This window comes from Azospirillum lipoferum (assembly GCF_024170005.1).
Taxonomy (GTDB): Bacteria; Pseudomonadota; Alphaproteobacteria; order Azospirillales; family Azospirillaceae; genus Azospirillum; species Azospirillum lipoferum.
In genome coordinates this window covers 25,762-51,664 of record NZ_JALJXJ010000013.1, presented here as the reverse complement: position 1 = coordinate 51,664, position 25,903 = coordinate 25,762, and the positions used below count along the sequence as shown (strand labels likewise).

Sequence of the window (25,903 nt, the reverse complement as noted above, 5' to 3'; positions counted from 1 at the left end):
CCCATGCCTGCTGTCTCAAACCGCTACGAGTGCGTCCTGTTTTTCGAGGTGAAGAACGGCAACCCCAACGGCGACCCCGACCTTGGCAACCAGCCTCGCCTCGATCCGGAAACCGGTCATGGGCTGGTGACCGATGTCTGTCTGAAGCGTAAAATCCGCAATTACGTCACCCTGTTTCATGGCGATGATCCTCGCTTCGGCATCTACCTGCGCGATGGTGCCATTCTCAATCGGACGCACCGTGACGCCTATCGGGCGGTACGTCCTGGCGAAGCAGCGGTGGCAACGGCCGCCCGGCTGTCGCCGCGGGATGATGATGAGGCGGCAGCTCTGCGTCGGTTTATGTGCGATCATTTCTTCGACGTGCGCACCTTTGGCGCGGTGATGGGCTTTGGGGTGAACTGCGGTCAGGTTCTCGGCCCGGTACAGCTGGGCTTCGCCGAATCGGTCGAGCCGATCCTGCCGCAAGAGATCACGATCACCCGCATGGCAGCCACCGCAGAACCGGAAGAGCGGAACCGGAAGACGCGGAGAGCAAAGCGGCCCGGTCAGGACCTAAGGACCAACTTGGATAGTCTCATGCCGCTGCAGGAAGGAGAGGCGGCTTCTGACGACGAGCGCATTGAAAACCGGACAATGGGACGCAAGTACCGAGTGCCTTATGCCCTTTATCGTGTCCATGGCTATATCTCGGCCAAACAAGCAGAGGGCATCAGTTTCGATGAGAGTGACCTCGAACTGCTGTGGGCGGCGTTGGAGCGGATGTTCGACCATGACCACTCGGCTGCGCGTGGGGAAATGGCCAGCCGGCGGTTGATCGTCTTCCGTCACGATAGCGCCCTCGGCAATGCATCTCCTGCCAGCCTATTTCGGCGTGTCACGGTTCGGCGCCGGGTACAGGGGGCGACGTATGACCTTGCCAGCTCCGAACTGGATACTCTACCGCCGGCCCGCAGGTTCGAGGATTACGAGATTGACCTCGATCTCACCCACATGCCGGCCGGTGTAGAAACGATCGTCCGGCTTTGACGAAGAAGGTGGTTTGGCCGCTTGTCCTTGTTCCGCGCGAACCTGAAGCGTACAGCCGAATATCGGAAGGTTCGTAACTGGTCGAAAGCGCTGAACATCTGTGTGGTAAGGGATGTCGTGAAGCGATTTGATTCCCAGCCGCCGACTCCTCATTAGATGGTTCGCAGATTCGGTACGAATACAGTTGTTGGAACAAGGAGTTATGGCCAAGCAATTGCACCCTCTGTGGGTGCGCGGATTGAAATCTGCATATCTTTGAGGCGGGCCTCATCACCGCATCGTTCAAGTTGCGTACAGGGGGCGCCTTGAAAACGTCATGCTGGGATCCCTCTGTTTTCGATGCCCCTGGTCAAACTGGGCGTGGTGCAAATGCACATTCCGATCCTATCACACGGAAAGCGCCGACAGTTTAATCTCCCATCCAATTGAGGGCTTTAAGCCATGAAATCGATGGACGAGATCGTATTCCGCTGGGAAGTTGCGAAAGTTCGCACTCAAGCCTCTATTCGACTCTCCTACCGCTCGTGTTCTGGTTGGTATCAGTCAATCAAGTGTGGAGTCCAATTGCCATTCGAGAGCTTGCTCGAACGCGATCTAATGGTGCTTCAAGACATTGACCAGGAGGTCAGTGCCTTCGCCCTCAAACCCGAAACTTTGGTTTGGGTGGATAATGGACGAGAGCAACGCTATACGCCCGATTTTCAGGTGATCAGTCGGAACGGTCGGGTCGTCTATCGCGAAGCCATGTCCCAGCGGAAATTCGACGCCGATCCCAGCCTAAAGGGACGCCGGTTGCGGATCACCGATGCCTGCGCGGCGCGGGGAAGCAGCTTCGAGATCTGGACCGAAACGGACATCCGCAAACAGCCACGGCTGGCAAATTGTAGCCGTATCAGGGCTGCCGTGGCTTTTCTAACGCCGACCAATCTTTCTGTCGTCCGAACTCGGCTTGTGGCCGACCGCCCGGTCAGCCTTGGCAGTCTGCAGACCGCACTCGGCCCGAATCCGGAATTCGTTGGCGCATTGCTTGGCCTCGTTGCTATTGGCGAGCTTAAGCTCGACCTTAATGCCGCTATCGGACCGGATACCGAACTGCATCCTGTGAGGACCGCATGAGCGCCGTACCGCTTAGGTTCCAACCGGGAGATAGCCTGACTATTCGTGATGGAACTGGCGGGACGGTCCTCTGGCTGGTGGTTGAACGCAAACGTGGCGGTTACCTGCTCAAGCCGCAGGATGGTTGTGACCCACGGACGTGGTCGGATGACGAGCTTGATGATGCCTATGGCACCCGTCGGCTAATACTTTATCCCTGCAATCTCGCAGGCCTGCCGAAAAGTCTTACCGAGGTTCTCGATAAGACCTGGGAGTACTGGCCAGAAGAAATCCGGCAAGAGGCTCAACGTCGTCTGGTCTATGTGACGATGGCGGAAACCCTCCGCTCCTCACACTCGACATGGCTGGACGCCTTCAAAGCTGCGGCTGAGGCCGTTTATTCCGCTTATCGCGACAGATGGACGGCAGAAGATCGCGAGCTTATGGCCAAGCGCGCTGGCGAGGCCCGCGGGCGCCGTCGAAAATCAACCTGGGGCAGCGTCGAACTGGACGCTTCGTCTCCCGTTCGTAAGCCGCACCCGCTGACCCTTCGGAGATGGTACCAGCGGTGGAACCAAAACGGCCGCGACATCCGTATGTTGATCTCTCAGCAACATCGCCGTGGTAAACGTCGGCCGGGGATTCCGCATGTTCCCGGCGCAGCTGACCATTATGTGCTGATGAAAGAGGCCGTCGAAAAGCACTACCTCAGCATGCCACGCAAGCGGAAGACCTATGCTTATCGAAAATATGAGGACGCCTGTAGGGCGGTCCAACTGCATCCGGCTAGCTATCGAACGTTCCGCTTGTTCATTGAGCGCAGCTATACCGATTACGAAGAGTACCAAAGGCGGTATGGGCGACGCGCAGCCTACAAGAAGTTTGGGATCTTTGAGCGCACCGAGCTTCCGCAACGACCATTGGAGGAGGTCGAGCTCGATCATTGCCTGATCGATTTGATCGTAACGCACCCAATCACCGGCCGTCCCCTTGGCAGACCGTGGCTGACAGCGCTTCTCGATCGTGTCACCCGCGTCATCCTGGGCGTTCACCTGAGTTTTGAGGTTCCCTCTTACGCATCCCTGCAGCGCGCGTTGGCTCACGCTTTTTGGAAAAAGGACCTGTCCGGGATTGAGGGGCTTGAGCATGACTGGCCGTGCCACGGGATCCCCGAATGGATTTTCACCGATAATGGCCGGGAGCTGCGCTCCGACAGTCTGCGTCTGAGCGAAGCGATGCTGGATTTCGGTGTTGTCAATCTGCCGGTCAAGTCACCTTGGCTCAAAGGGGCAGTCGAGCGGCTGTTCGGCTCGATTGGGGTCCAAGTCTTCAGTCACCAGGAGGGTACTGTTCTCTCTCGCACGAAGGATTTCTATAACCCAGTGGAACGAGCTCGCCGTTCTCTGTTCGAGATCAGCAGAATATTGTTGAAATGGATTGTGGATGATTATCACATCACGGAACATCCTGCGCTTGGCGTTGCACCTCTTGAGAAATGGCTCCAGCTAACCACGCTCTACCCAGTCCGGCCTGTTCCCAGCTTCGACCAAATTATACGCATGACTGGTGAGCTAATCACTCGTTCCATTCAAAACGTCGGCGTTCACTACGAAGGTCTTCTCTATGCAGATAAGAAGGTATTAGAAGATCTTAGGGCACGACGTGGAAGATTAGATAAGAAGTGGACGTTGCGGATAGACCCGTACGATTTCGGAGAAATTGCGATCCTTGATGACGAAACTGGCCAGTGGCACGTGTTGCCGTGTACAGATCAAGATATTTCCCGTCATGTCAGCAAGTACCAGCATCGTGTTCATAAGTTGATGGCCAAGCGCAACCTTGCCGCAGGCATGCCAATCACGGTTGAGCATCTGAGAAAGGCAAAAGCTATGGCAGAGGAGAGCGTTCGCATCCGGTTCGAACACGAGACTCGCACCAAGACGGCAGCACGGGCAGCCCGCTACGATTCAAATGGTGAGACCTTCACACCTCTGGCCGGTGGTTCACTGACAGCCAACCATAAGCCTTTCTCGCTGGCAACAGCAGTACTCCCATCGCCCGTTAGTGCCTCTGTTCAAACTGAAATGCCAGCCGCTCCAGTCCCTGTTCCGCTTCCATCACTTCCGACGCCGCCCTCTCCATCATCCATCCACTCCGATTTGGAGGATGAGGTTGAAAGGATTAGCGAGTTATGGTTCAAGAACATGCGATGAATGCTGTCCACCTCAAAGAGATCGATCCCATCGTTTCCTTGGAAACGACGGTGATGCCCCATCCCAGTCTCAGTGAAGCGAAGGCTGCCATTGCTCGATTGCACAGTCGCTTTCAACCAGCAGAGAGCAGGTCATTAAAAGCCCGGGCTTTGCTGATTGTCGGCGGAACGGGAGCTGGAAAGACGACCGCTTTGGAAGACTACCGCAGCGGGTGTCCGGATCGCAGTTTGGGGAACACGATCAGCGGCACCGCGATCGTCTCGGACGCGGCTCTGCAGGACGCCGACGAACGCCGCATCATCTATGTCGAAGCCGCTAAAGGAACCACTCAGCGTGCGCTCGTTGCTACACTGCTGGGTGCGTTCGGCTATAGGGCGTCTGACCACTGGAACACCAGCGATATCATTACGAAGATTGAGTTCTATGCGGACCAAATGCATACCGAAATGATCTTCATCGATGAGGGGCATCATTTGGTAAGCGGCACAAATCCTGAGCAAACTGAGGATGTAGCCGAGTTTATCAAGTCATTACTCAATCGGACAAAGCGTCAGGTCGTCATTGCAGGATCACCAACTCTTCTTCAGATTACCCGCTATCAGCAGCTCCATCGCCGCTTGCAACCTTCGGTTATTCTCACCCCCTATCATTGGGGAACGCGCACTGGACGCCGTAATTTTCTGCTCATTCTTAGTAACTTTGAAAAGTTGCTCTATCTACCGGAGCCCTCCGGCTTGACAAAGCATGATTTTGCCCGACGCATTTATGTCGCCACAGGTGGTGAGATTGGCATTGTATCGAATTACCTCAGTGAAGCCTTATCCCGTGTGAAGGCTGAGAATCTCCGCTCTATCGATAAGGGGCTGATGGCTGAGATCCATGACAGCTGGCATCGGAGCTATGCGCCTGAACAGATCCTGGACTTTGACGCCCTCCTTGATGACGCTGATTTGATTGAAAAGGCCTCGGCTGGTCGAGGCATCGACAATCCATTCCTTTGCGATGATTCACAGTTGAAGGGTCTATGGAACAAGCTCCAGGCTGACCGTGACGCGCTCCTTGCTTCTGTCCGTGTTGGTGCGGACGGCTCGCGCGTCACCAAGCTCAAGGCGACGGGGCGTGACCCCTATACGCCATTCACCCGCTCATGAAAAGGCCATCCCCTCACCTTCAGCCCTTACCCCTGCGGGTAAGGCCGGCTCAGTTCGAGCCGGCCTACGGGCTTCTTGGGCGTCTGGCTGTCCGTCATGGCTATTCCACCAGCCGAGCCTTTGTCGCGGAAATGAGCTTTGGCATTGCTGACTTCGTACATGACCTTGAGTGTGGTCGTCGAGTGACTGAACTCGCATTGCTGACCAAAGTAGCCGAAACAGCACTCGTTACCGCTACGATGATCACCGATCGAAAAGGGGTCCTCCGGATTGGTTCAGAGCGGGTCAGTATCACGGCAAATCACTTGGCCATTAGTGGTGCTGGACGTGTGTGCCCGCATTGTCTGTGGGCCGACCTTGAGACGCGGGATGGACCAATCGCTTGTCGTCCCCATCGACGTGTCTGGTGGGACTTGGCTGGCGTGGTAAGTTGTCCATGTCATGGCGTGTTACTCCTTCACGTTTGCCCCAACTGCGGCAACTGTCCTTCGCGCCTTCCGGCCTCGCCACGGTATTGCAAGTGTGGCCACGATCTTGCCGGATCGACCACCCCATCACTCGACGATGCCGATCTTACGGCAGATCGCTACTTGATAGGGCGGCTTAAAGGGGGCGGAACCTCAACGCATCCGCTGTTCGATCGCATGCCTTTACACGACGCCGCTCGCGCAATGTTGCAGATCGGGCAGGCTGTCATGTTCGGAGCCAGGGAGATACGTTTCAATAGGCGCTTCAATCAACCAGCGTTACAAGCAAAGATAGCGTCAATTGGGTTTCGGGAGGCGCAGCCATGATCCTTTAATCAATATGATTGCTCCAAAGATATGTAAATATAATGGCAAATCGAGTTAATTATCAAAAAAATTATGTGAGAAGGGTAGCATAAGTAAGCTCTTATTGGAAGGATTCTGAAGACCGTGAGAATCACAAAGCGTGAGTATTTGCAGATCGATTTCGATATTTCCGCCACCATCCATCCGGTCGTTGCGCCAATTTTGAGTCCTAATCCTTCGGCCTTTTGCGTCTCGGTGGTTTTCCGATATCCGCAATGATCAGATCGGCTAGCATTAGGGATGGATGAGTTGCCAGACCGCGGGCCAAGTCGACCACCATGGCCAGGGACGGACTGGAACGTCCCCGCTCCAGATCGCTGAGATAAGGCACGCTCATTCCCGCACGGAACGCAAGTTCCTCCTGCGACAGGCCTTGAGCCGTCCGCAATCTCCGCAGAATGGCGCCGAACTGGGTGGCGATATCGTCCATCCGCAGGAATGCACGGCGTTGCCGAGCAGATCGCCATAAGATATACCTTAAGTCCGTTGTTCTGCCCGGCTGCCACTTTCATGATGAAAGACGATTTCGATGCTGCGGTCTCTCAGCCGCATCGCCATGATGGCCTCGTGGTGGAAAGCTGTCCAAGGTATGCGATTAGCTGTGACTCGAAAGAAAGCAATGCCTAACCAAGAACGGAGTGCCACGCGGCTGGAAGGCAGAGTTAAATGGTTTTCTCGTGATAAAGGTTACGGGTTCATTGTCGGTGACGACGATGTCGACCGCTACTTCGCAGTGCGTGACATCCGTGGCGTTGACTTGCCGTCCAATGGAGATTTTGTCGAGTTCGACCATGAATCATCTCGCAAGGGACCCCGTGCGGTCGGTGTTGAAGTGGTCGCGCGCGTCGCGAAGGAACCAGGGCCGGGGCGGGTTTGCTGCCAGAGCTGCGGAAAGGCGATGGTGCCTCGAGTGATCTTCCACCGTGGCGAACCAGAATGATCCATTTGCCCCTTCTGTGGAAATCAGCACATGGATTTCCGCTGGGGTTGCTTCATAGCCAGTGCGGTTTACGGCAGCCCCGCCGCGCCAGAGGTCGAAGCACTGCGCTATGTGCGCGACCATCGCCTCATGCGGAGTGCCCCCGGACGTGCATTCATCCAGTTGTATTACCGAGTATCGCCGCCAATTGCGGCGGCACTTACGCAGAACCCGAGATTGGCAACGCACGTCCGCCACGCTCTCGACCGGCTTATCGACGGGATGTTCATGGAAAAGCACCCATCCTGATATCGCCAATTGAATGGCAGTGCTTGGGGTTGTGCCGCAGATCAGGATCCCCGGACTCCAGTCGTAGCTGTAGTGGGACGGTACCACTCTGCCCGGTTCATGGCTCATCAGCCCCTGTATCTGCGCGCTGGAGCCCTCCCTCTTTCCAACCGATGGGTTACGAAGTGACAAAACTGAATTATGATGAATACCGTCAGCAGGTCCGGAAAACAAAACATCGCCTTAAGTGCCTTATCGAAAACGACGAAAACAACAACCAGACTCCACACACGATAATGTTCAGCGCATTAGGAGAAACTATGGCTGAGTATGGAATGTCATTCATTGGAGGGCAGCATACTCTCATGATGCTTGATGAACTGTCAGGTTTGGTTCTTTAGGCAGAAACAGAGCGCTCAAAGGGCAAGTAGCTGGATCGGCTTTCCAATCCGTGTTCGGTGGAAAGCGCTGGGCAGCCAGCTCCATTCCTGAGTCCAGGCGTCGGCTGGCATGACCATTCCTCAGGCCATCTGGCCGAGGTCGGCCCGCAACAGCAGGTCTTCGACTCGCCGACCGCCTGCTTCAGTGGCGAGAAGGGTCATTGGTGCAGCATCGCCGAAGTTTCGGTTGGACCGCCGCAACCAAGCCAATGCGCGCTCACGCGCGCCGAGCGTTATCTCCGCCTGGATGAGAATGCGCGCAACTCGCAGAACAGCATCAGACTCCCCGCGCGACAGGCGTTCCTCCAGATGCCGGCTATGTAGGACACGCAGTGGAGCAATGAACCTTTCGGTTTCCGACGGGCGTAGGCCCGACGCGTGAAGGGCATTGATCGCCTCCATACGGAAGCCACTCTCCACAGCCCATAGCAGGTCATCAGGGATGGCAACCAGATAGCCTACTTCCAGGTCGCCACCAAGCGCACCAGGTTCCGCGGGAGTCTGACCCTTGGTACCTGCGGCCGCTTGGTCCAGGAAAGATGTAAAGGGATCTTGCTCTTCCCGATTTCTTGTCATTCTCGAAGTACCGGTTGTGGTCACTGTTGGGCTTTTAGATCCGCAGGATGGCTAAAGTGTTAGCTTCTGGTTTAGTCCCGCATTACCCCAATCGCCGGGAATGCCATAGGTAGCTGGTGGCAGTGTGACCAGCGCAAGCAGAGGATAGCAGACAGCATCTCGACACGCTCGGTTCGTTTCCGACAGTGAAGTGGGCTTAGATGGCTCTTATGAAGTGCGACGGCGCCATGGCTCAGCGGCCGGGCGGGAGGAAGCTGAGGTCGCAGGCCCAGACCCGCTCGCCGCCGCGGTCGGCGATGTCGCGCACCACGCCCGCCTTGGCGAGTTGCTCCACCAGCAGATGCACCCCACGCAGCGATAGGCCGCAGCGCCCCTTCAGCTCGCCCGCCACCCGGCTGATGGTGAAGGCCGGTCGGTCGTACAGCCAGTCCAGCACGTCGGGCAGGCGCGAACTGCTGCGCCGCGGCGTGGCGGCCAGCCGCGCCTCCCAGTGCTCTTGCAGCAGATCGAGGTGGTGCAACCGCTCCAGTTCGTGCGCCACCAGATCGGGAATGCTGTCGAGGACCCAGCGCGTCCAGGCGCTCTCGGTCCCGGCCAGGGCAAGCCGATAGCCGGTGACGTCGCGGGCGAGGGCCGCCGTCAATGGTGGCCAAGCATGGTACAGGTGACAGGCACTGCGGATCAGCTCGGGGGCGGCGAGCCAGACCACCACGCTCCACCAGGAGGTCGGCGGCCGCTCCGCCGCAACCGCAGCCCGCAAGGCGGCGCTCTCGGCATCCTCGTCCGGACCGCGGCGGTCCGGCGCTCCTGGGTCAGGGCGCAGCGCCAGGGTCCGGATTGCCGCTGCCGCACCGAGCAGGCCGGGCGCGGCATCCAGAGCCTCGGCCACCGCCTCCAGCGCCGGTGCAGTTCGTCCAGCCAGGGGTGGGTCCAGGGCGTCAGCGGCGGCGATACGGCATCGGCCTCGTTGCGTTCCACGTTCTCCAGGTCTTTGCCGTCTCCGAGGTCGACCGCCTCCAGGGCAGCGATCGAGGCGCGTACCGCGGCCACGACATCGGTCGGGGCCTCCTCTGCGGATGGAAGCACCTTAGGCTGGACGGTTCCACACTCCGGCGGCAAAGTGGTGGTCAGGCTGGCCGGCAACTGGGCGAACAGCGGCACCAGCAAGGCGGCGCGGGCGGCCTCGCCCCGGGCATGCTCCGGGGCGGCCAAGGCGCGCTGGAAGTCATGGGCGTCGAGGCGGTGGCCGTCGAGGCGGATCACGGCAACGGCCGAGCGGCGGGCGGCATCGGCGGCGAGGCGCCGGCGCCGCGCCGGCTCGGCGAGCGCCTGATCGAGGCGGCCGAGCGCGCGTTCGGCGGCGAGCAGGGCAGGGAGGAGAGAGAGGATCATCATCCTCGGCACCGAAAGTTCCATGAGAGCTCAGTCGATTGCAGTGAATGTAGGTAGCTGCATCGACATCGCAAACTCGGAAATCCTCGGAACGATAACTACTCGATAATGACAGTTATCAGGGCGTTATCATTGACGGACATAAAAAAAAGGCGCCATCCTGGCACCCGAACTTGGCCGTTTCCCCTCCCTCCCGGCGGGGCGGGGCCTTCACTGGAACCGTACTTGGTCCACCCGTCGCGCCGGCGCAGACCGGTGGGCGGTCCTCCCCCACGCCGCAAGGATGCGCCCGCGATGAGCGACCGTCAAGATACCGTGGACGCGCTGCTTCCCGAGCATCGACCCGACCGGCCGATCGCCACCGCCGGTCAGGACACGCTCGGGCGCGACAGCTTCGTCCGCCGCCTCGCCCGCGCCATGGTCCGCGACGGCCGGGCCAGCGGCGTCGTCGTCGGGCTGACCGGGCCGTGGGGCAGCGGCAAGTCGTCGATCCTCAACCTGCTGGCCGAGGAACTTAAGGCCGCGGCCCAGCGGGATGGCCGGCCCGCACCGGTGGTGGTGCGCTTCGACCCTTGGCTGGTCAGCGGGCGTGATGACGTCATCAGCCAGTTCTTCGCCGAGCTGCTCGCCACCATCAAAGAGGTCGGCACCAAAGCCGGGCGCAACGGCGATGCCCTTCTGGATCTCGCCAACAAGCTGTTCGGCTACGCCAAGGAACTCGGTCCGGTCTTCGACTTGGCCCTGCCGGGCTATGGCAAGGCGGCTGCAGCGGGGTTCAAGGCAGGGGAGCGGCTGACCCAGCGTGACGTCTCCCTCTCCAAGCAGAAACGCGAGCTGACCGAGATGCTCGGTGGCGTCGCCGTCCCGATCGTCGTGCTGGTCGACGAGCTCGACCGCGTCGAGGACGCGGAGGTCCGTGCCGTCGCGCAGCTGGTCCGTGCCGTCGCCGACTTCCCGGGGATCTCCTACCTGCTGGCTTACGACCGATCCCGCGTGGTCGAGGCGCTGGGTGGCAAGGACAAGGAGCGCGGCGCCGCCTATCTGGAGAAGATCGTCCAGCTGGAGGTTCGGATTCCCGTAACCTTGGCACGGGAGGGGCAAGACCTCTTCCTCTCGGAGTTCGAGCGCCTCGCTGAGGTCGCCGCACTGCCACAGGGTTGGCGCCAGGACGCCCGCTTTGTTCGCATGTTGGGCGTTATGCAGACTCAGCTCCTGACGACGCCGCGCGATGTTCGACGGGTGTGCGGATGCTACGCTGTCCTACGGTCAATGACGGTGGATGAAGTTGATTGGATTGATCTGCTCGGCTACGCGACCTTGCAGACAAAGGCGCCCGAGGTGATTGAGCGGATCAGTCTGCGGCCGGATCTCGTCACCAACGATCCACCACCCGACGCTACGGTCAACTTCGATTGGGGCCGGTTCTTTGGGAAGGAGGGCCAACCGACGTCGGACGATCGCCTGAAGGCATTGGACGTGACCTCCGACGGCCCCATTGCCCATTTGCTCGAAATCCTTTTCCCCGCTCTTCGCAAGGTAAATCTGGCGCCCTGGGAGGCGCGGGTCCCGCCCGACGGCGTGCGCTTCTATCGGGCCTTGATGACGGCGCTACGCCTGGACCTTGTCCCCGGCGGGGTGACCCGCAAGGAGATCGTGACGATCCTCGAAGCGGATCGAAACACCATGGCGGAGCGGCTGAAGACGCTTCAAACGGAAGGGCGTCTCATAATCTTCTATGATCGCCTGTGTTCGATCTTCCCAGAAGTGTCGGCCCACGATCCCGAGGCGCTTCTAATTGCTCTGGGACGTCTTCCCCAGCGCGTGTTTGCGCACGAGCCAAACCAAGCCATTCTGTTGAGCGTATGGTTTGAACGGTACGCGACGTTCATCGCCCGACAAAGCGGATCGGCGGCTTCGACGATTGCCAACGCTTTGCAGGGTCTCATCACGGCTGGGCAATACGACGCGGCGGCCGCTTTCCTTCTTCCGGAGGCTCAGGGGCGCGGCTTCTACCCTGGGCCTCAGCGGCGGGCGCGTTGGTGTATGCCCGAAGAGGTGGTGCGGGAGCTGACAACGGACTTGAGCGGCAGGGTCGCGGAGGCGCTCCGAGATGGCCCAATCGACGCTGTGCTGACCTCTCCCTTTCCCCTGATGCTCGCCGTGACTAGCGGGAATTGGACCAGCGAGGCGCATGCAAGTTTGAGCCGCCGCGTTGAAAACGATGAGGCTGTGCTGCTGTCCATGACTTTGATCTTTTACAGCTGTGGAACAATCGACGAGGAGGGGTTGAACCGGTATCTCGACCCGGCGGCCTTTCGGCGGGGGCTTGACGGCCTCACGCCGCAGAGCGCTGGGTGGAGCGGTCGTGCTGCGGTGGCCGCGCGCGCCCAAGCGATGATCGCTCTTTCGGCGTAAGGTTGGGACGTTGGCCAAATCGCCATTCCGTCCACCGTTTCCAGCGCTGCCGGATGAGGATGTCACGCGCCTGTGCCCAACTCTTGCCGCCCGGGCAATGGCGCCGTCCACTCGGCGGGCGCTGCGCGGCAACAGCTACCAAGTCGTGATATGGCGCGCACAGACCAACTCCAGGTCACATCGCAAGGATGGCCTTTCCTATGAGCGACCGTCAAAGCACACCGGAGATGATGGTCCCGGAGCAGCACCCCGACCGGCCGATCGCCACCGCCACCGAGGACCGGCTCGGCCGCAGTGAGTTCGTCGCTCGCCTCGCCCGCGCCCTGGTGACGCCGACCGGCCGAGCCAGCGGCGTGGTTATCGGGCTGAACGGGCCTTGGGGTAGCGGCAAGTCGTCGATCCTCAACCTGCTGGCCGAGGAATGCGGGGCTGCGGCAAAGCGGGAGAACCGACCCGCGCCTGTGGTGGTGCGCTTCGACCCCTGGCTGGTGAGTGGGCGCGACGATCTGGTCAGCCGTTTCATAAAAGAGCTGAACGCGGAAATCCGCAAGGTTGGGACAGCCCATCCGGAAATCAAAGCGACTTTGCTGGAACTAGCCAACCGGCTCGCCGTGTACGGCAAGGATCTATCGGCGGGGGTCGGATGGCTTCTGTTCGGCAACGTGCCCCTTGGCGGAACTTTTATGTCGGGTCTTTTCCAGTTCATCGCCGCCCTGACGGGGCGGGTGACGACTCTGGACGCCCAGCGCGAGACTGTGAGGAAATGCCTTGCCGGCGTCCCGGTGCCGATCATCGTCCTGATCGACGAGTTGGATCGGGTCGAGGACGCCGAAGTACGCACGGTGGCGCAGTTGGTCCGCGCTGTCGCCGACTTTCCTGGCATCTCCTACCTTCTGGCCTATGATCGTGTTCGTGTCGTCGAGGCGCTCGGCGACAAAAACGTGGACCGGGGCGCCGCCTATCTGGAGAAGATCGTCCAGTTGGAGGTTCGCGTTCCCAGCAGCCTGTCCGAGGAGATTGGTAAGCTACTTGACGAGGCACTCCAGCGCCTTGCTGACCTGGGCGTGCTGCCGGCGCAATGGAGCGCGGACACACGCTTCGTGACCCTCCGTCACGTGCTCGTGCCTAGTGTGCTCCCGACGCCGCGCGATCTGCGGCGGGCCACTGGGATGTTTGCCGTTCTGGTTGGGATGCTGAGACGCGAGATCGACTGGGTCGATCTGCTTGGCTACAGCGTGCTTTTGGCCAAAATGCCCCGGGTGGTCGATGCGATCCAGCGCCGGCCGGAAGCCTTCACCATCGATTTCCTCACTCCCAACTGGTACCGCTTCGCGGGAGGGAATGAACGGACGTCTGAGGAGCGTCTGAAGGATTTCAACCTCACATCGGACGCGCCGGAGGCCAAGCTCTTAGCCTTTCTCTTCCCGTGCTTTGCCGAAAAGGAGGCTGCGGATGAGCCCCCTCCAAGCAGAATGCTGCGCACCTTGGAAGGGTTGAACACCGTGCTACGCCTGGGGCTCGTGCCGGGGGTGATCGCGCACGAAGATTTTGGAACATTTGTGGGGTTAGACGCTGAGAGAAAGCAACGAGACGTACAGCGCCGCATCGATGACGGCACTATCGGTCAGTTTCTGCATGGGCTCTTGCACGCATATCCCGACTTCGACGATCCCGATCCGGTCGGGACGATCTTGCTGTTCTTCGGATTGGCTCCAATCTCACCAGAGCATCGGGTGCCGCTCCACCAATTGGAGGATCAGGCTCATACGTTTCACCGTTTTGTCCACCGCTCCATCCAGTTGAAGCCGTCTTTGGCTCCAGCTGTCGTCACCGCTGTCGAGAGGATGCTTTCCGACGGCAAATTCGAACTTGTGGCTCGCTTCCTGGAAATGGAAAGTGAGGATCACGGGTTCGATACCTTTCACGCGAAAGTAGGCATGTTCGGGCGTGCGTTCGGAAGCTGGCCACGAACGCGACGTGAGGACATCGAGCGACTCCGGGACAAATTTCGCACCGCGATTCAGTCCGCCCAGACTGGCGGAACGCTGCTGCAATCGCTTCGCACATTGATACCCATTATCTTCGGCATCCGGATGGGCGCTTGGAACGAGGGGTGCTGCGCATCGCTATCACAATCGGTTGCCGCCGACCAAATCGCCTTCCTGTCTTTCGTACAACTCTGGACCGATGTGCCTGAGCCTTCCCTAGAGGGGCTTGATGGAATGCTTGATACCAGCGTTCTGTGTCGCCGCTTGGCGGAATTCAGGTATGCAGAAGACACCCTCTTCAACGATCCAGTGGTGAAAACCGCTATGGAGAAGGCGCATCGCGCGGTCGAGCAGCACCAGCGTTCCTCTGCAACGGCAGGATCATGAACAGCATAAGTGACCAATGTACGGGATCGGCTACGCCCCTGGCGGGGTTAGCCATACCTTTTGCATTCGTCCCGACGTTATCCGTTGTAGACGTAGAGCGCCTGCGTACGGCCTTCGCCGAACGCGCGATGGCGCCGTCGACCCGCCGCGCGTTGCTTGGCGACGGCCGACTGTTCGTGACTTGGTGCGGCCAGACCAAGCGCCAAGCAATGCCGGCCAGCCGGGAGACGGTCACGGCCTTTCTGGCAGCCGCGGCGGCCGACGGCCGGTCGCCCGCGACCCTGCGGCGCTACCGTAGCTCGCTCGCTTGGTGGCACGCTGCCGGCGGCTTTGCCAACCCGTGCGCCGGGTCGGCCGTGGCGGTGCTGGTGCTCGAGCCCGACCTGACCGACGCCGCCATGGCCGCATTGCGCACGTTCATGGAGGTTGCCCAGCGCGGCTATGCCAAGGCAACCCTGCGCGCCACCGAGGCCGATGTCCGGCTGTTCGCCGGATGGTGCCGGCAGCGGGGGCTGTCCTGGCTGCCGGCCGAGCCGGCGACCGTCGGACGCTACATCCGGGAGTTCGGCGGCTCCCGCAAGCCGGCGACCGTGGCGCGCTACCTCGCCTCGATCAGCCTGATCCACCGCGCCGCCGGGCACACCGACCCCTGCCGGCACTGGAGCGTGACGCTGGAACGGCGCGGGCACGCGCGCGCGGTGGGCTCCGAACGGCGGCAGGCGGCGGCGCTGACCGACGCCGTGCTGGCGCCGATCCTCGACGACCTCGATCCGGAGCAGCCGGACCGGCGCAAGCCACTCCGCCCGATCGACCTGCGCGACCGGGCGCTGCTGCTGGTCGGCCGCGACACCCTGGCCCGTGCCGACGAGCTGGTGGCGCTGCGCTGGGCCGACTTGCGCCCGGTCGATCCTGCCTTGAACCCGGATGCGCATCCGGGCGAGGCGACCATCCGGATCCGCCGGTCCAAGACCGACCAGGAGGGGCAGGGCGCCGAGGCCTGGCTGTCGGCCGAGGCGGTGGCGGCGCTCGCCGCTTGGCGGGCGGTGGCGCCGCGGTGGCCGGCCGACGCGGACGGGGAGAGGCCGCACACCCGGGACGGGGCTTTCCTGTTCTGCCACCTGTCGCGCAGCGGCGCCGGCGAACGGATGAGCCCGGCGGCGGTGCGCCGCGTGGTGGAGCGGCGCACCGGCGAGGCCAACCCGTGCGCCGTCGGTTTCAGCGGCCACAGCCTGCGGGTCGGCGCCGCGCAGGACCTGCTGGCCGCCGGCGTCGACCTGCCGGGGCTCATGCAGGCAGGGCGGTGGACGTCGCCAGCGATGCCGGCCCGCTACACCGAGCGCTTACGGGCAACAAGGGGAGCGGTGGCACGGGTCCGCAGAGCGCGAGGATTGGCTGACACCTGATTGCCCATCCAAGATGGAGCCTGCCGGGTCGGCTCTATTACGGGGAATAGAGTCCGGACGGATACTTTGTCCGCTGCTTTCTCTTGTGCATCCTTGAATTCCAGGACGAGTGCCCCAAGACGTCGTCCGGTCTTGATCAGAAGCCGGTGTCGATTCGGGCGGCACCCTCAACTTCACTCACTTGACGACGGCATGTTTCATAACGAGCATACGTCGAAGCCCAATCGAGTGCCTCGATAAACCGGTTTTTCTGGCAGGTTAAGGCGATGAAAGGGGGTTTGACCGGCGGAAATCCGGCAATTTTCAGGATAGAAGCCCCAGTTTTGTGCAAAAAGGTGGAAGTATGCGGCGATTTTGGCGCTATACGGGCGCAGTTTACCCCTCGAGCCAGACCAGGCGTCGGAAATTGTAGGCGAGGTTGGCGATGCCGATCTTCACCGTGGCGCGCCCCAGGCCGATGGTGTGGATGAACAGCGCCATGCGCTGCTTCTGGTCGGCGAACACATGCTCGACGGCGGATCGCACCATCGAACGGGCGCGGTTGGCGCGCTGGTGCGGCTCCGGCATCGGCCGTCCCTTCGGCTTGCGGAAATGCACCATGCTGCGGCGGCCCGCCGCTGCGATGGCCGCTTCATTGGCTTTCGAGCGATAGGCGCTGTCCGCCCACACCCGGCTGTCTAAGGCGTCCGGGTTGAGCAGGCCCGGCAACTGCGCACCGTCGGGCCGCGCGGCGTCGGTAGCGGCAAAACGCCGGATCAGGCGGAACCGGCGGTCGATGTTGATGTGCGACTTGTAGCCGAACGCCGGGATCAGAAGCCCCTCCACCATGCGCGCCTCGGAACCGTCGAGCGCCGGTCCCGGCTTCGCCTTGACCCGCCCCCGCTTCACCGTCCGGCGTGCCTACGTGTCCTTCTGGCGCGCCTTGGCCGGTGGCCAGGGCGGGTCTTCACCGTCACGAATTTGCTGCTTCTCCTCCCGGGTCAGCCGCTGCCTGGGCGCTTCCACGATGGAGGCGTCGACGATCTGGCCGCCCAGCGCGAAGTAGCCGCGCTCCTTCAGCTCCGCGTCGAAGCGGGCGAACAGCCCCTCCATCGCCCCCGCCGTCACCAGCGCCTCGCGGAACAGCCAGATCGTCGTGCGGTCCGGAACACGGTCGCCCAATCCCAGCCCGAGGAACCGCATGAACGACAGCCGGTCGCGTACCTGATACTCCGCCTGCTCGTCCGACAGACCGTACAGCGCCTGGAGTACCATGATCTTGAACATCATCACCGCGTCCAGCGTCGGACGGAAAACCTCGAAGTCCACCACCGACAAAAGACGCTCCAGCGGATTGCCGCTCTTGCTCAACTCTGCATAGCGATCCTGAAGATCGAACAGCCCTGCTTGACCGGCCATACTTCCGCCCCCCCGCTTTCAAAAACAAGGGAATCACCAGAACGCCGAACACGCCACAGTTTTTCGAGGCGTCTAGCCGGCTTGGTCGGCGCCGGCGTTTTGCATCGACGCGGGGCATGCGACTGGGTTGAATCTCAAGCCGCCGACGTTTTTAATTGGCCGCAATGGGTGCTGGCGGAGCGCAGTTCCATGGGAGCGAGATCGCCCCTGTCGCGTGGTCGGAGGGGGCCCGCCGGGTATCCGGTCAACAAATGCGCGTACCGCATCGAGAATCGCTTATGAATTTCGCTGGTGTAAGAAAAACATCGCTGCGCACGGCCTGTGGGATCCTGGCCGGGGGCACGATCATCCTTGCAACGTTGATCGGACTTCAGAGCGGCACTTCGGCGTCCGTGCGGGGAGTGTTCGTCCTGGTCGCGCTGTCGATGCTGACAAACCTGATCGTCCTGCAGGGAGCAGGCATGTTCCTGTCGCGCGGCGGATGTGCACGCCCGACACTCACCACCATCGTTCTTGCGGCCTTCCCGTGCTACGTCGCGTCGGTATCGCTGCTGTTCCACTTGGCTCCGCGACAGGGCCCGGCGTATGCACTGCCGTTCGCAGCGGTGACATTCCTTCTGAGCTTCGCCTATTTCCATGCTGGCGCCTTTGCCTTGCGGGACCGGACGACCGCTGCCGCCGTGAAGATGACCGACTATGTGTCTGTCCTGATGGCCGCCGGCAGCTTGCTCGCGATCGTCGAAACGTCGGGAGCCTTGTTCCAGGAGCAGCAGGCGTTGCTCGACAAGGACATCGCGGCCATCGAGCGCGACACGGCCTATGAGCTGCGGCGGCTCTATCTGCGCTTTACCGAGGATGAGGTCATTCCCTGGCGCAAGGCGAACTGCGAGACAGCCTGGAACACGGGGCGTCCGCCGGAGAGTGGCTTCGCGAACCGGCCCACACAGGCCGACTGCGACGAGGTCGCCAGCATCATGCGGGAGTTGGAGCAGGCGGAGACGCTGGCCGAAGTCAGGCGTGCCGGAGGGCGCTACAGCTTCGTGACCACGTTGCCCCATCGGTTCAAGCCGGTCCGCGGCAACCAGACGCTTGCCCAGGCCATCGACATCGACGGCATGGGCAAGATCGCGGAGAAGGCAAGGGAGCGGCAACGTCTCGCGGAGCAGCCGTCCTTCACCGTCCCGTCCTCGCTGAAACTGCTGTCGTACTTTGCCATCGCGATCTCCATCGCGTTGAGGATGACCAAAACGACCTGCGAGGTGCTGAAGCTGCACCGATGACGGGATGCGCAGGACCTGCCGGCGTTCAACGCCTTCGGGCCACCTTAATCATAACGGAACGGGAGCGGGTGCCCGATCACAAGACCGGGGGGGAGCGTCCGCGCCGTGCGGCGTGATGGCACGCGCCGTGCCGGATCCTCGAGCGCTTGGAGCCGCTGAGTGGCCGCGCCGTCCCCCGCGTCGGCGGCGGCCCGGTACCAACCCGCCGCCGCGGCATCGTTCCTGGCCCCCAATAGCCCGTGTTCTTCGACCAAGCCGAGCAGGTAAAGGGACCGTGCATCGCCCTGTCTGGCGGCCTTTGAGAGCAATTCAACAGCGGCCCGGACATTCCGTGCCTTTCCTTCTCCCGTCAGGTAGAGCTGCCCGAGGGTTCTCTGCGCGACCATATCCCACTCGTCGGCCGCCTTCTGGAAGTGCTGAAGCGCCAAGCGGCTGTCGCGGGCGCCGGCATAGCCGTAGAGATGCATGATCCCCATGTTGGCGTGCGCAGGCGCGAACCCCCCGTCTGCGGCCGCCTCGAAGTACCACAAGGCCAAACGACGATTCATCGGGATTCCATCGCCGGTCGCAAGGGCGATGCCGATCGCGTTCAGCGAAGGGGGATACAGCTGATTCGCCGCTTCGGTGTACAGCGCCAGGGCGCGGTCCATGTCGGGCGCCACTCCCCGCCCCGTGCGGTACATGTTTCCCAGGGCGTGGCGGGCCCGGTCATCGGCTTGGTCGGCTGCCATCGAATACCACCTGATCGCCTGCGCGTCATCGCGTTCGACATGACGGCCCTCGGCGAACAGCATGCCGAGTATCCACTGAGCCTGGCGGTCGTCCTGCAACGCGGCGCGCTCAAGCCATGACACGGCCTCAACCGGGTCACGATTGCCGCCTTCTCCGAACAGAAGGAGGAGTCCCAGCGACAGTTGCGCTTGCGCGTAGCCTCCTTCCGCAGCCCTCCGGTGCCAGCGCCTGGCCGCCGCGTCGTCCCGTTCCACGCCGTCTCCCATCGACAGAGCATCGGCCAGCGCAAGCTGCGCCTCCGGGTGGTCCTTCTCCGCGGCCCTAACCAACCAGGCGACCATCTGCTGATGGTCGCGTTCGACGCCTATCCCTGCGTAATGCAGCTTGGACAGGAGGTACTGCGCTTCCGGTTCGCCGTGCTCTGCCGCCCTTTCGATCCAGCGGCGTCCCTCCGGCACGTCCCGGACTGCCGCGTACCTCATCAGAAGGCGGCCGAGAAAGAACTGGGTCAGCGCTTCACCTTGCTCCGCCCCCTTGCGGTACCAGTGGAGCGCCTCCTCCAGGTCCTGGGCAGTGCCCCTGCCCAATTCGAGGAGCATGCCCAGATTGCGTTGCCCGACAACATCGTCCTGCATGGCGGCCTTTTGGAACCAGGCGAGCGCCTCCTCGTCGTCCTGCTCGACGCCGTCACCATTCGCATAAAGGACCCCGAGCATGGCCTGCGCGCGGCTGTGCTTCCTGGCTGCGGCGCGGCGCAGCCAATCGATGCCCTGTTCCTTGTCGACCGGCGTGCCGATGCCCAGCCTGTGCATCTCGCCCAGGTAATACCACGCGTCGACCAGGCCGGCATTGGCCGCCCTTTCACACCAGAGAAACGCCTTTTCCGGGTTCTTCTCGACCCCCTGGCCGCGTCCGTACATTTCGGCGAGCGCAAGCTGCGCGGAGAGATCGTAGTGGTCAGCCGCCTTTCGGTACCATTCGGCCGCGGCCCGGTGGTCCTGCGGCACGCCAAGACCTCTTTGCAACATCACCGCCAGCTTTCGCTGGGCAGGAGGATACCCCAGCTCGGCGGCCTTGCGATACTGTTCGGCTGCCCCTTCGGGATCCCTCGGCGCGCCTTCGTCGTCAATCAGAATGGCGCCCAACATATCATGGGCGCGAGCACTTCCAGCGTCGGCCGCCTTGTGCAGCAGCGCAAGCGCCTGTTTCCGATCCGGTTCGGCGCCGTCGTGGCCCTGCCATCGCATGATGGCCAAGCCGAAGGTGCCGTCCGGGTTCCCGGCCTTCTCGGCGGCCACGAACAAGCGCCCGGCCCGGAGGAAATCGGTGCTGGTCCGCGCCTCGTCCGCAAGATACGCGCCCAACCTGAACTGTCCGACCGGGTGTCCCTTGATTGCCGCACTTCGGTACAACCGCAACGCGGCGGCGGGATCATAGGGTCTCCCGCGCCCGGTCTCATAAAGGCGGGCCAGCGCCACCTCTGCCGGCGGATATCCGCTGTCGGCCGCCTCCTCGTAGAGCAAGGCGGCGACGGTTTCGTCCTTGCCCTCCATGCGGCCGGCTTCGGCCAGCCTCCCAAGCTCGTACTTCGCGTCGAGGACGCCCCTGTCGGCGGCCTCATGGAGTGCGCCGGCGGCGTCGCCGAACCGCTCCGTCCGCACATAGGCCCGTCCCAGCCACGCCTTGAACCGCATGGTCTCCGGGTGACGCCGAACCGCGCCCTCGCACGCGGCCATGGCGGCGGGTGCGTCGATGCGCTCCAGCACGACGCCGCCGCCCCATTCGGTGCCGGGCGGCGCCGCCAGCCGGTCGCACTCGTCCATCCCAGGCGGTCCGGCGGCGGTCACGGCATCTGCGGGGAACGGCGCGGGGAACTCGTCGTCGGGGCTCTCCATGAAATCCATCAGCGGCGGCTCCGGCCACCCTGCGAACAGCAGAACAGCCGCGGGCGCGAGGACGGCCGCGACCAGCAGGCCGAACGCCGCCCGCGCCCACGAGGGGCGGGAACGCGGCGCGTTCGGCGCGAGCGGGGCCGGACGGTTCATGTGCCCTCATCCCGCCGACGGTGGATCGGGAGATCGATGACCCAGAGCCATTCCTTCGCTGGTTGGTGGAACTGGATCGACCGATAATAGCGGATGGTCCAGGCGCGCGCCGTCCGGTCGTGCCAGTCGAAGAAGCCGAGGCCCGCCATGCTGCGGATCGGGATGCGCAGTTCCCGGCCGTCCCGGCCGAAGCGGATGCGGACATCGCGCAGCGCACGGCCCGCGGAGCCCAGCCAGACATAGGCGCGCGGGTAGAGCAGGGCCAGAAACACGCAGACTGCCAGCATGGCCAAGTAGAGCAGGACTCCGGCGACGATCCAGAAGTGCCGCTCGACCTCGACCCTTATCTGGTCGGCCAGAGCGTTGCGCCAGTCGGACCGGCGCAGGGCGTCGACGAGCGCCCGCAAGGCGCCGGGGTCATCGAACATTTGACCGCCGCCGGGCACGGGAACCCGGCCCACCTCGGCGAGCGCGGATTCGAGCCGATCCGCCAGGGACGCGTCGCCGGCCGACGCGGCGCGGGCGGCGATCAGTTCCAGGGTGGCGAGGGCCCGCCGCCGCTGATCGACGGAATTGTGGGCCAGCAGCTCCCGCAAGGCGTCCACGGCCTCCGAAGGCACGCCACCCATTTCCCCCAGCACCGCCATGGCGCTGTTTCGGACGGTGGCGGTGCCCTGGCGCAACGCGTGAACCGCGGCATCGCCCACCATCGACGGGTCTATGCCGGCGCGCAGCGCCAGCCGCGCCGCGGGAAGCCAAGCCGGATCGGCGAACGTCTGCAGCAGCGGGACGAGCCTGCGCTCGGCATCGGGGACGGCGGCGGCGTGCGGCAGCAGGGCGGTCAGAGCGGCCATCCGCAGACGCCCCTCCTTCGCTTCGAGGAACGGCAACAGGAAGCGGACGGCCGTCCCGCTCTCGGCCGTGACGGCGGCGACGGCGCCGATGGCGGCTGTCTGAACCGCCGGGACCGGATCGGCCAACAGTCGTTCCAGACTCGGGCGGGCGCCTTGTGCCCGTACGCCGAATCGCCCAACCGCCGCGGCAGCGGAGGCCCGGATGTCTGGTGATGGATCGTCGAGCGCCTTGACCAAGTCGGGCAGCAAGGCGTCGGGGAGCTGCGGAAGGTGCTGGAGTTGGCCGATGATGGCGCTACGCAGTTCCGCATTGCCCGCACCGAGCCCGTCATGCCCGATGTTCAAAAGGAGGTCCGCCCCGGCGCCAATCGTGACGAACGTCTGATAGAGTGCCGCCGCAGCGTCGTCGTGTCTCTTCGCCCACGCGGCCAAGAGGGGCCGTTCGACCCGGTTCAATGCCGGGGATAGCCTCCCAATGGCGGAAGCAGCGGCCTTGACCACTTGGGGGTTCTCATCCGCCAGACCCCTGGCAAGGGCTTCCAGAGTCCTTCCGCTTCCCCAGCGCAGCTGCCCCAGCACCTGCGCCGCCTGCTGCCGCACCTTGGGCGAACTGTCGCCCATGGCCTGCACCGCGATCTCCTCCATCCGGGTCTCGTCAATGGCCAGCCCCCTGAGGCGCTGGAGCACGATAAGCCGGACATCCTCCTGATCGTCCCGCAACACGGTGAAAAGATCGGCGGCGACGGAGGCCGGATTGGGCTGCTGCTGAAAATAGATCTCCAGCATCTCGCGTCGCGCCGCCGGATCTCCCGTCTGAAGCAGGAGCTTGATCTGGTGCTCCAGCGCCCTGCCATGCTGCCCGCGTTGGAGGAGTTCGCCCCGCAGGCGTTTCGCCTCCTGCGGGTCGACGTTGCGGAGCGCGTCAAAGACCAGAGTGGCCGGGATCGTGATCTGGTACAGCTGCCGATATTTGGGCAGGTGCCGCCGCAGGGCGGCGATGGCCTCGGTCCGGAGTTTGGGCTCCTCACTTTTGAGCCCCTCGATCAGCAGGCCAAGCCCCTCCCCGACGCCATTGGCCGCCGCGGTCGCCGCGGCCTTGACGGCCAAGGCGGCATACTCCTGTGTCCCACGGCCGATGGCGGCGTTCAGGACCTCGTAGGAGGCGGCGCCGAGCGTCCCCTGCGCGGCCAGGATGATTGCAGCGGCAAGCCGCACGTCGGGCGAGGCGTCGGAGAGCCGGCGGGAGAGCGCTTCCGCCGCTTCGGCCGAAAGCGGCGGTGGGGTGGCCAGCCACGCCGAAAGCCAATTCCTGAGGCTGTCTTGAAGTTGGGGTTCCGGATCGGCCAAAGCACCCGCCAGAAGGTCGGCGTTGGATGCGGACGGGGGCTTGGACGCAAGGATCCGGAACGCCACCCGGCGGACCTCCGGCTGGGGATCGCGCGCGATGTCGGTGAGGGCCGCGCTCAGGGTGTGAAAATCCTCGAGGAACCCCGCCGACTTTCCGGCCAAGACCCGCGCCGCGGCATCGCGGACGCGCGGATTGGACGCCGTCAGTGCTGCGGCGATGTTCGGCAACTCTCGTCTGAGGGCGCTCTCTGGCACCGATTGCATGACGCCGATGGCCGCCTCGGCCACTTCGGGATCTGGATGCTTAATCAGACCGGATGCCACCGGCGGGATTCGGTCGTCCGAGCGCGCGCGAGTCTGCAACGCTTTCAGCACGGTGCTGACCAGCCTCGTCGACACGCCGGAACGGGCGTTCGCCGCCTCGATCAGCGCCGGGACCGCCTGAGCGACAGACACGGAACTGGAATTCAGCGCCTGTGCGGCCGCGATGCGAACCGTTTCGCTCTCGTTGGGGTTCCTAAGGACATCGACGATCACGCCGAGCGGCCGGTCCGCCGTCCCCGCGGATTGCACCGACCTCAGGATCTGGCTCAGGCCTTCGAGGGCTGCCTGCCGCACGGTGTCGCTTGGGTCGTCCCGAACGGCGGCGGCCAGGGCGGCTTCCGTGCGGGGGTCGGCGCGTCCGGTGTTGGCGAGGGACTTCAGTGCGGCGGCGCGTACGGATTCGTTGCGGTCGCGAGCGGCGGCAAGCAGCGCTGCAACGATCCGGTCGGTCTTGATCGAGGCGGCGAGCAACCCTTCGGATGCCGCCAGACGGACCGTCGGGTTCTCATCCCCCAGTGCCGCCAGCAGTGCATCGACCGAACGCTGGGAGGTGGGAAAATTGGCGACGTTCCTGATGGCCGTTTCCCGCACGGTGGCGTCCACGTCCCGCACCTGCTCTAGGATGGCGTCCATCAGAATGGGGGGCCAATGGAACCTGGATCGATGGCTCGCTTGATTGATGCGCGAGAGGACTTCCTGCCGTGCGTCGCGGTTCGGTTCCCTGATCGCCGCCGCCAGGGCTTCGGCCCCCGTCACCACGTCGATGCCTGCCACGGCCCTGGCGGCAGCCCGCCGGACAGACGCCTCTGGATCACCCAAAGTCAGCCGGCTCAAGGCCGGGATGGCAGTCCAGGCATTGAGACCGAGGCTTTCCAAGGTGCCGCACACCGTCTCGCGTACACGCGGGCTGGGATCCTCAAGCGCGCGAAGGAGCGCCCTCAATTCGTTGTTGACATTGATTCCCATGGTGCGCAGGGCGTTCGCCGCAAAGACGCGAATCTCCTCATTGGGATCGTCGGCGAGCAGCAGCGCCACATGCCCGGCAGCGCCTTTGGCCCCGGATCCCATGCGCGCGAGCGCGGACAACGATGCCGTCCGCACGTCCACCGGAATCTGGGCGTCTCGGATGATGCGCGACAGTTGGGCCGCGGCTTCCTGTGCGTCCGCACCGATCTCGGTCAGGACATTCGCAGCGCGTCTCCGCACGTCGTGGGCGCCGTTCTGGAGCAGAACCTGCATGTCCTTGACGGGCGCCGGCCGGATCTGGCCAAGCACATGGACGATATAGCTGTCCTGGCTCTTCGCGAGCTGTTCGACCAGCGGCGGAACGGCCGGAGCACCGATGGCGATCAGTTCGTCGGCAGCCCGACGTCGTACACGATGGTCGTCCGGCTTCATTTCCCCGATCAGCAACCGGATCAGCGTGGGGACCGCCTTTTCAGTCCGCTGCCCCGCCCGCTCCATCCGTTCGAGAAAAAGGAGGCGCGCATCCGCGTCCTGCGTCTCCAGCGTCTGGAAATCGTCCGGGACGTCCTGAGCGCGCGCGCCTCGTCCCGCCAGAACGGCGGCGTACACCATCACCGCAAGCGCCAGTGCCGCCCGCAGGGTAAAGGACGCACTGGATCGGCGCCGCCCGAAGCGAAACGGATATGCCATGGAGACCTCCTCGTCAGGCGGCTTGGGCCGGCATGCCCCCTGCTCGACGTGCGGAAGAGCGATCACCTATGGCGGGCACTCTCAGCTGCACGTGAAGCAAGGAAGAAATGATATATAATACAATTTTTCGCGTCGCCT

17 protein-coding genes and 1 pseudogene are annotated in these 25,903 nt (G+C 62.9%); 12 read left to right on the top strand and 6 right to left on the bottom strand.

The window, feature by feature from the left end:
• Positions 1-3 precede the first annotated feature (3 nt).
• The 5 genes from cas7c to J2848_RS36180 all read left to right on the top strand — a co-directional run bounded on the left by cas7c (position 4) and on the right by J2848_RS36180 (position 6,282).
• On the top strand, positions 4-1,029 hold the full coding sequence (gene cas7c, locus J2848_RS26110) for a type I-C CRISPR-associated protein Cas7/Csd2 (protein ID WP_149233751.1): 1,026 nt from the start codon (positions 4-6) through the stop codon (positions 1,027-1,029).
• Positions 1,030-1,470: 441 nt separating this feature from the next.
• Positions 1,471-2,145, top strand: a complete 675-nt coding sequence (locus J2848_RS26105) for a hypothetical protein (protein ID WP_149233750.1) — start codon at positions 1,471-1,473, stop codon at positions 2,143-2,145.
• Positions 2,142-4,337 carry a TnsB C-terminal domain-containing protein gene (locus J2848_RS26100; protein ID WP_149233749.1) on the top strand — a complete coding sequence of 732 codons (2,196 nt, stop codon included), beginning with the start codon at positions 2,142-2,144 and terminating at the stop codon, positions 4,335-4,337. The genes J2848_RS26105 and J2848_RS26100 overlap by 4 nt, the downstream gene beginning before the upstream one ends.
• The gene (locus tag J2848_RS26095; protein WP_149233748.1) at positions 4,316-5,488 is read left to right on the top strand and encodes a TniB family NTP-binding protein; all 1,173 of its coding nucleotides are present in this window, start codon (positions 4,316-4,318) and stop codon (positions 5,486-5,488) included. Before J2848_RS26100 ends, J2848_RS26095 begins: the two co-directional genes overlap by 22 nt.
• Positions 5,485-6,282, top strand: a complete 798-nt coding sequence (locus tag J2848_RS36180) for a TniQ family protein (protein ID WP_149233747.1) — start codon at positions 5,485-5,487, stop codon at positions 6,280-6,282. The genes J2848_RS26095 and J2848_RS36180 overlap by 4 nt, the downstream gene beginning before the upstream one ends.
• A 208-nt stretch (positions 6,283-6,490) precedes the next feature.
• On the opposite strand, the gene J2848_RS35985 is transcribed toward J2848_RS36180, so the two are convergent.
• Positions 6,491-6,751, bottom strand: coding sequence for a helix-turn-helix domain-containing protein (locus J2848_RS35985; RefSeq protein WP_149233746.1), 261 nt, complete (start codon positions 6,749-6,751; stop codon positions 6,491-6,493).
• Between the two features lie 99 nt (positions 6,752-6,850).
• Here J2848_RS35985 and J2848_RS26085 point away from each other — a divergent pair, with 99 nt between their 5' ends.
• The gene (locus J2848_RS26085; RefSeq protein ID WP_149233745.1) at positions 6,851-7,261 is read left to right on the top strand and encodes a cold-shock protein; all 411 of its coding nucleotides are present in this window, start codon (positions 6,851-6,853) and stop codon (positions 7,259-7,261) included.
• A gap of 30 nt (positions 7,262-7,291) precedes the next feature.
• Positions 7,292-7,549, top strand: coding sequence for a CFI-box-CTERM domain-containing protein (locus tag J2848_RS26080; RefSeq protein ID WP_149233744.1), 258 nt, complete (start codon positions 7,292-7,294; stop codon positions 7,547-7,549).
• A 500-nt stretch (positions 7,550-8,049) separates the two neighbouring features.
• On the opposite strand, the gene J2848_RS26075 is transcribed toward J2848_RS26080, so the two are convergent.
• Positions 8,050-8,370 (bottom strand): MbcA/ParS/Xre antitoxin family protein, encoded by a 321-nt coding sequence (locus J2848_RS26075; RefSeq protein ID WP_170307178.1) that lies wholly within the window; start codon positions 8,368-8,370, stop codon positions 8,050-8,052.
• 406 nt (positions 8,371-8,776) lie between these two features.
• Positions 8,777-9,433 (bottom strand): hypothetical protein, encoded by a 657-nt coding sequence (locus J2848_RS26070; protein ID WP_149233742.1) that lies wholly within the window; start codon positions 9,431-9,433, stop codon positions 8,777-8,779.
• 338 nt (positions 9,434-9,771) lie between these two features.
• Here J2848_RS26070 and J2848_RS26065 point away from each other — a divergent pair, with 338 nt between their 5' ends.
• The 4 genes from J2848_RS26065 to J2848_RS26050 all read left to right on the top strand — a co-directional run bounded on the left by J2848_RS26065 (position 9,772) and on the right by J2848_RS26050 (position 16,129).
• The gene (locus tag J2848_RS26065; protein WP_211103263.1) at positions 9,772-9,993 is read left to right on the top strand and encodes a hypothetical protein; all 222 of its coding nucleotides are present in this window, start codon (positions 9,772-9,774) and stop codon (positions 9,991-9,993) included.
• Positions 9,994-10,230: 237 nt separating this feature from the next.
• On the top strand, positions 10,231-12,351 hold the full coding sequence (locus J2848_RS26060; protein ID WP_170307177.1) for a KAP family P-loop NTPase fold protein: 2,121 nt from the start codon (positions 10,231-10,233) through the stop codon (positions 12,349-12,351).
• Positions 12,352-12,551: 200 nt separating this feature from the next.
• Positions 12,552-14,726 carry a KAP family P-loop NTPase fold protein gene (locus J2848_RS26055; protein ID WP_170307176.1) on the top strand — a complete coding sequence of 725 codons (2,175 nt, stop codon included), beginning with the start codon at positions 12,552-12,554 and terminating at the stop codon, positions 14,724-14,726.
• Positions 14,723-16,129 carry a tyrosine-type recombinase/integrase gene (locus J2848_RS26050; protein WP_149233738.1) on the top strand — a complete coding sequence of 469 codons (1,407 nt, stop codon included), beginning with the start codon at positions 14,723-14,725 and terminating at the stop codon, positions 16,127-16,129. Before J2848_RS26055 ends, J2848_RS26050 begins: the two co-directional genes overlap by 4 nt.
• A gap of 375 nt (positions 16,130-16,504) precedes the next feature.
• Here J2848_RS26050 and J2848_RS26045 read toward each other — a convergent pair.
• Positions 16,505-17,527: pseudogene (locus J2848_RS26045) on the bottom strand (IS5 family transposase).
• A gap of 278 nt (positions 17,528-17,805) precedes the next feature.
• Here J2848_RS26045 and J2848_RS26040 point away from each other — a divergent pair.
• On the top strand, positions 17,806-18,807 hold the full coding sequence (locus J2848_RS26040) for a hypothetical protein (protein WP_149233737.1): 1,002 nt from the start codon (positions 17,806-17,808) through the stop codon (positions 18,805-18,807).
• Positions 18,808-18,851: 44 nt separating this feature from the next.
• On the opposite strand, the gene J2848_RS26035 is transcribed toward J2848_RS26040, so the two are convergent.
• Both J2848_RS26035 and J2848_RS26030 read right to left on the bottom strand, forming a co-directional pair.
• Positions 18,852-21,584, bottom strand: coding sequence for an SEL1-like repeat protein (locus tag J2848_RS26035; protein WP_149233736.1), 2,733 nt, complete (start codon positions 21,582-21,584; stop codon positions 18,852-18,854).
• On the bottom strand, positions 21,581-25,765 hold the full coding sequence (locus J2848_RS26030) for a HEAT repeat domain-containing protein (protein WP_149233735.1): 4,185 nt from the start codon (positions 25,763-25,765) through the stop codon (positions 21,581-21,583). The genes J2848_RS26035 and J2848_RS26030 overlap by 4 nt, the downstream gene beginning before the upstream one ends.
• Between the last annotated feature and the right edge of the window lie 138 nt (positions 25,766-25,903).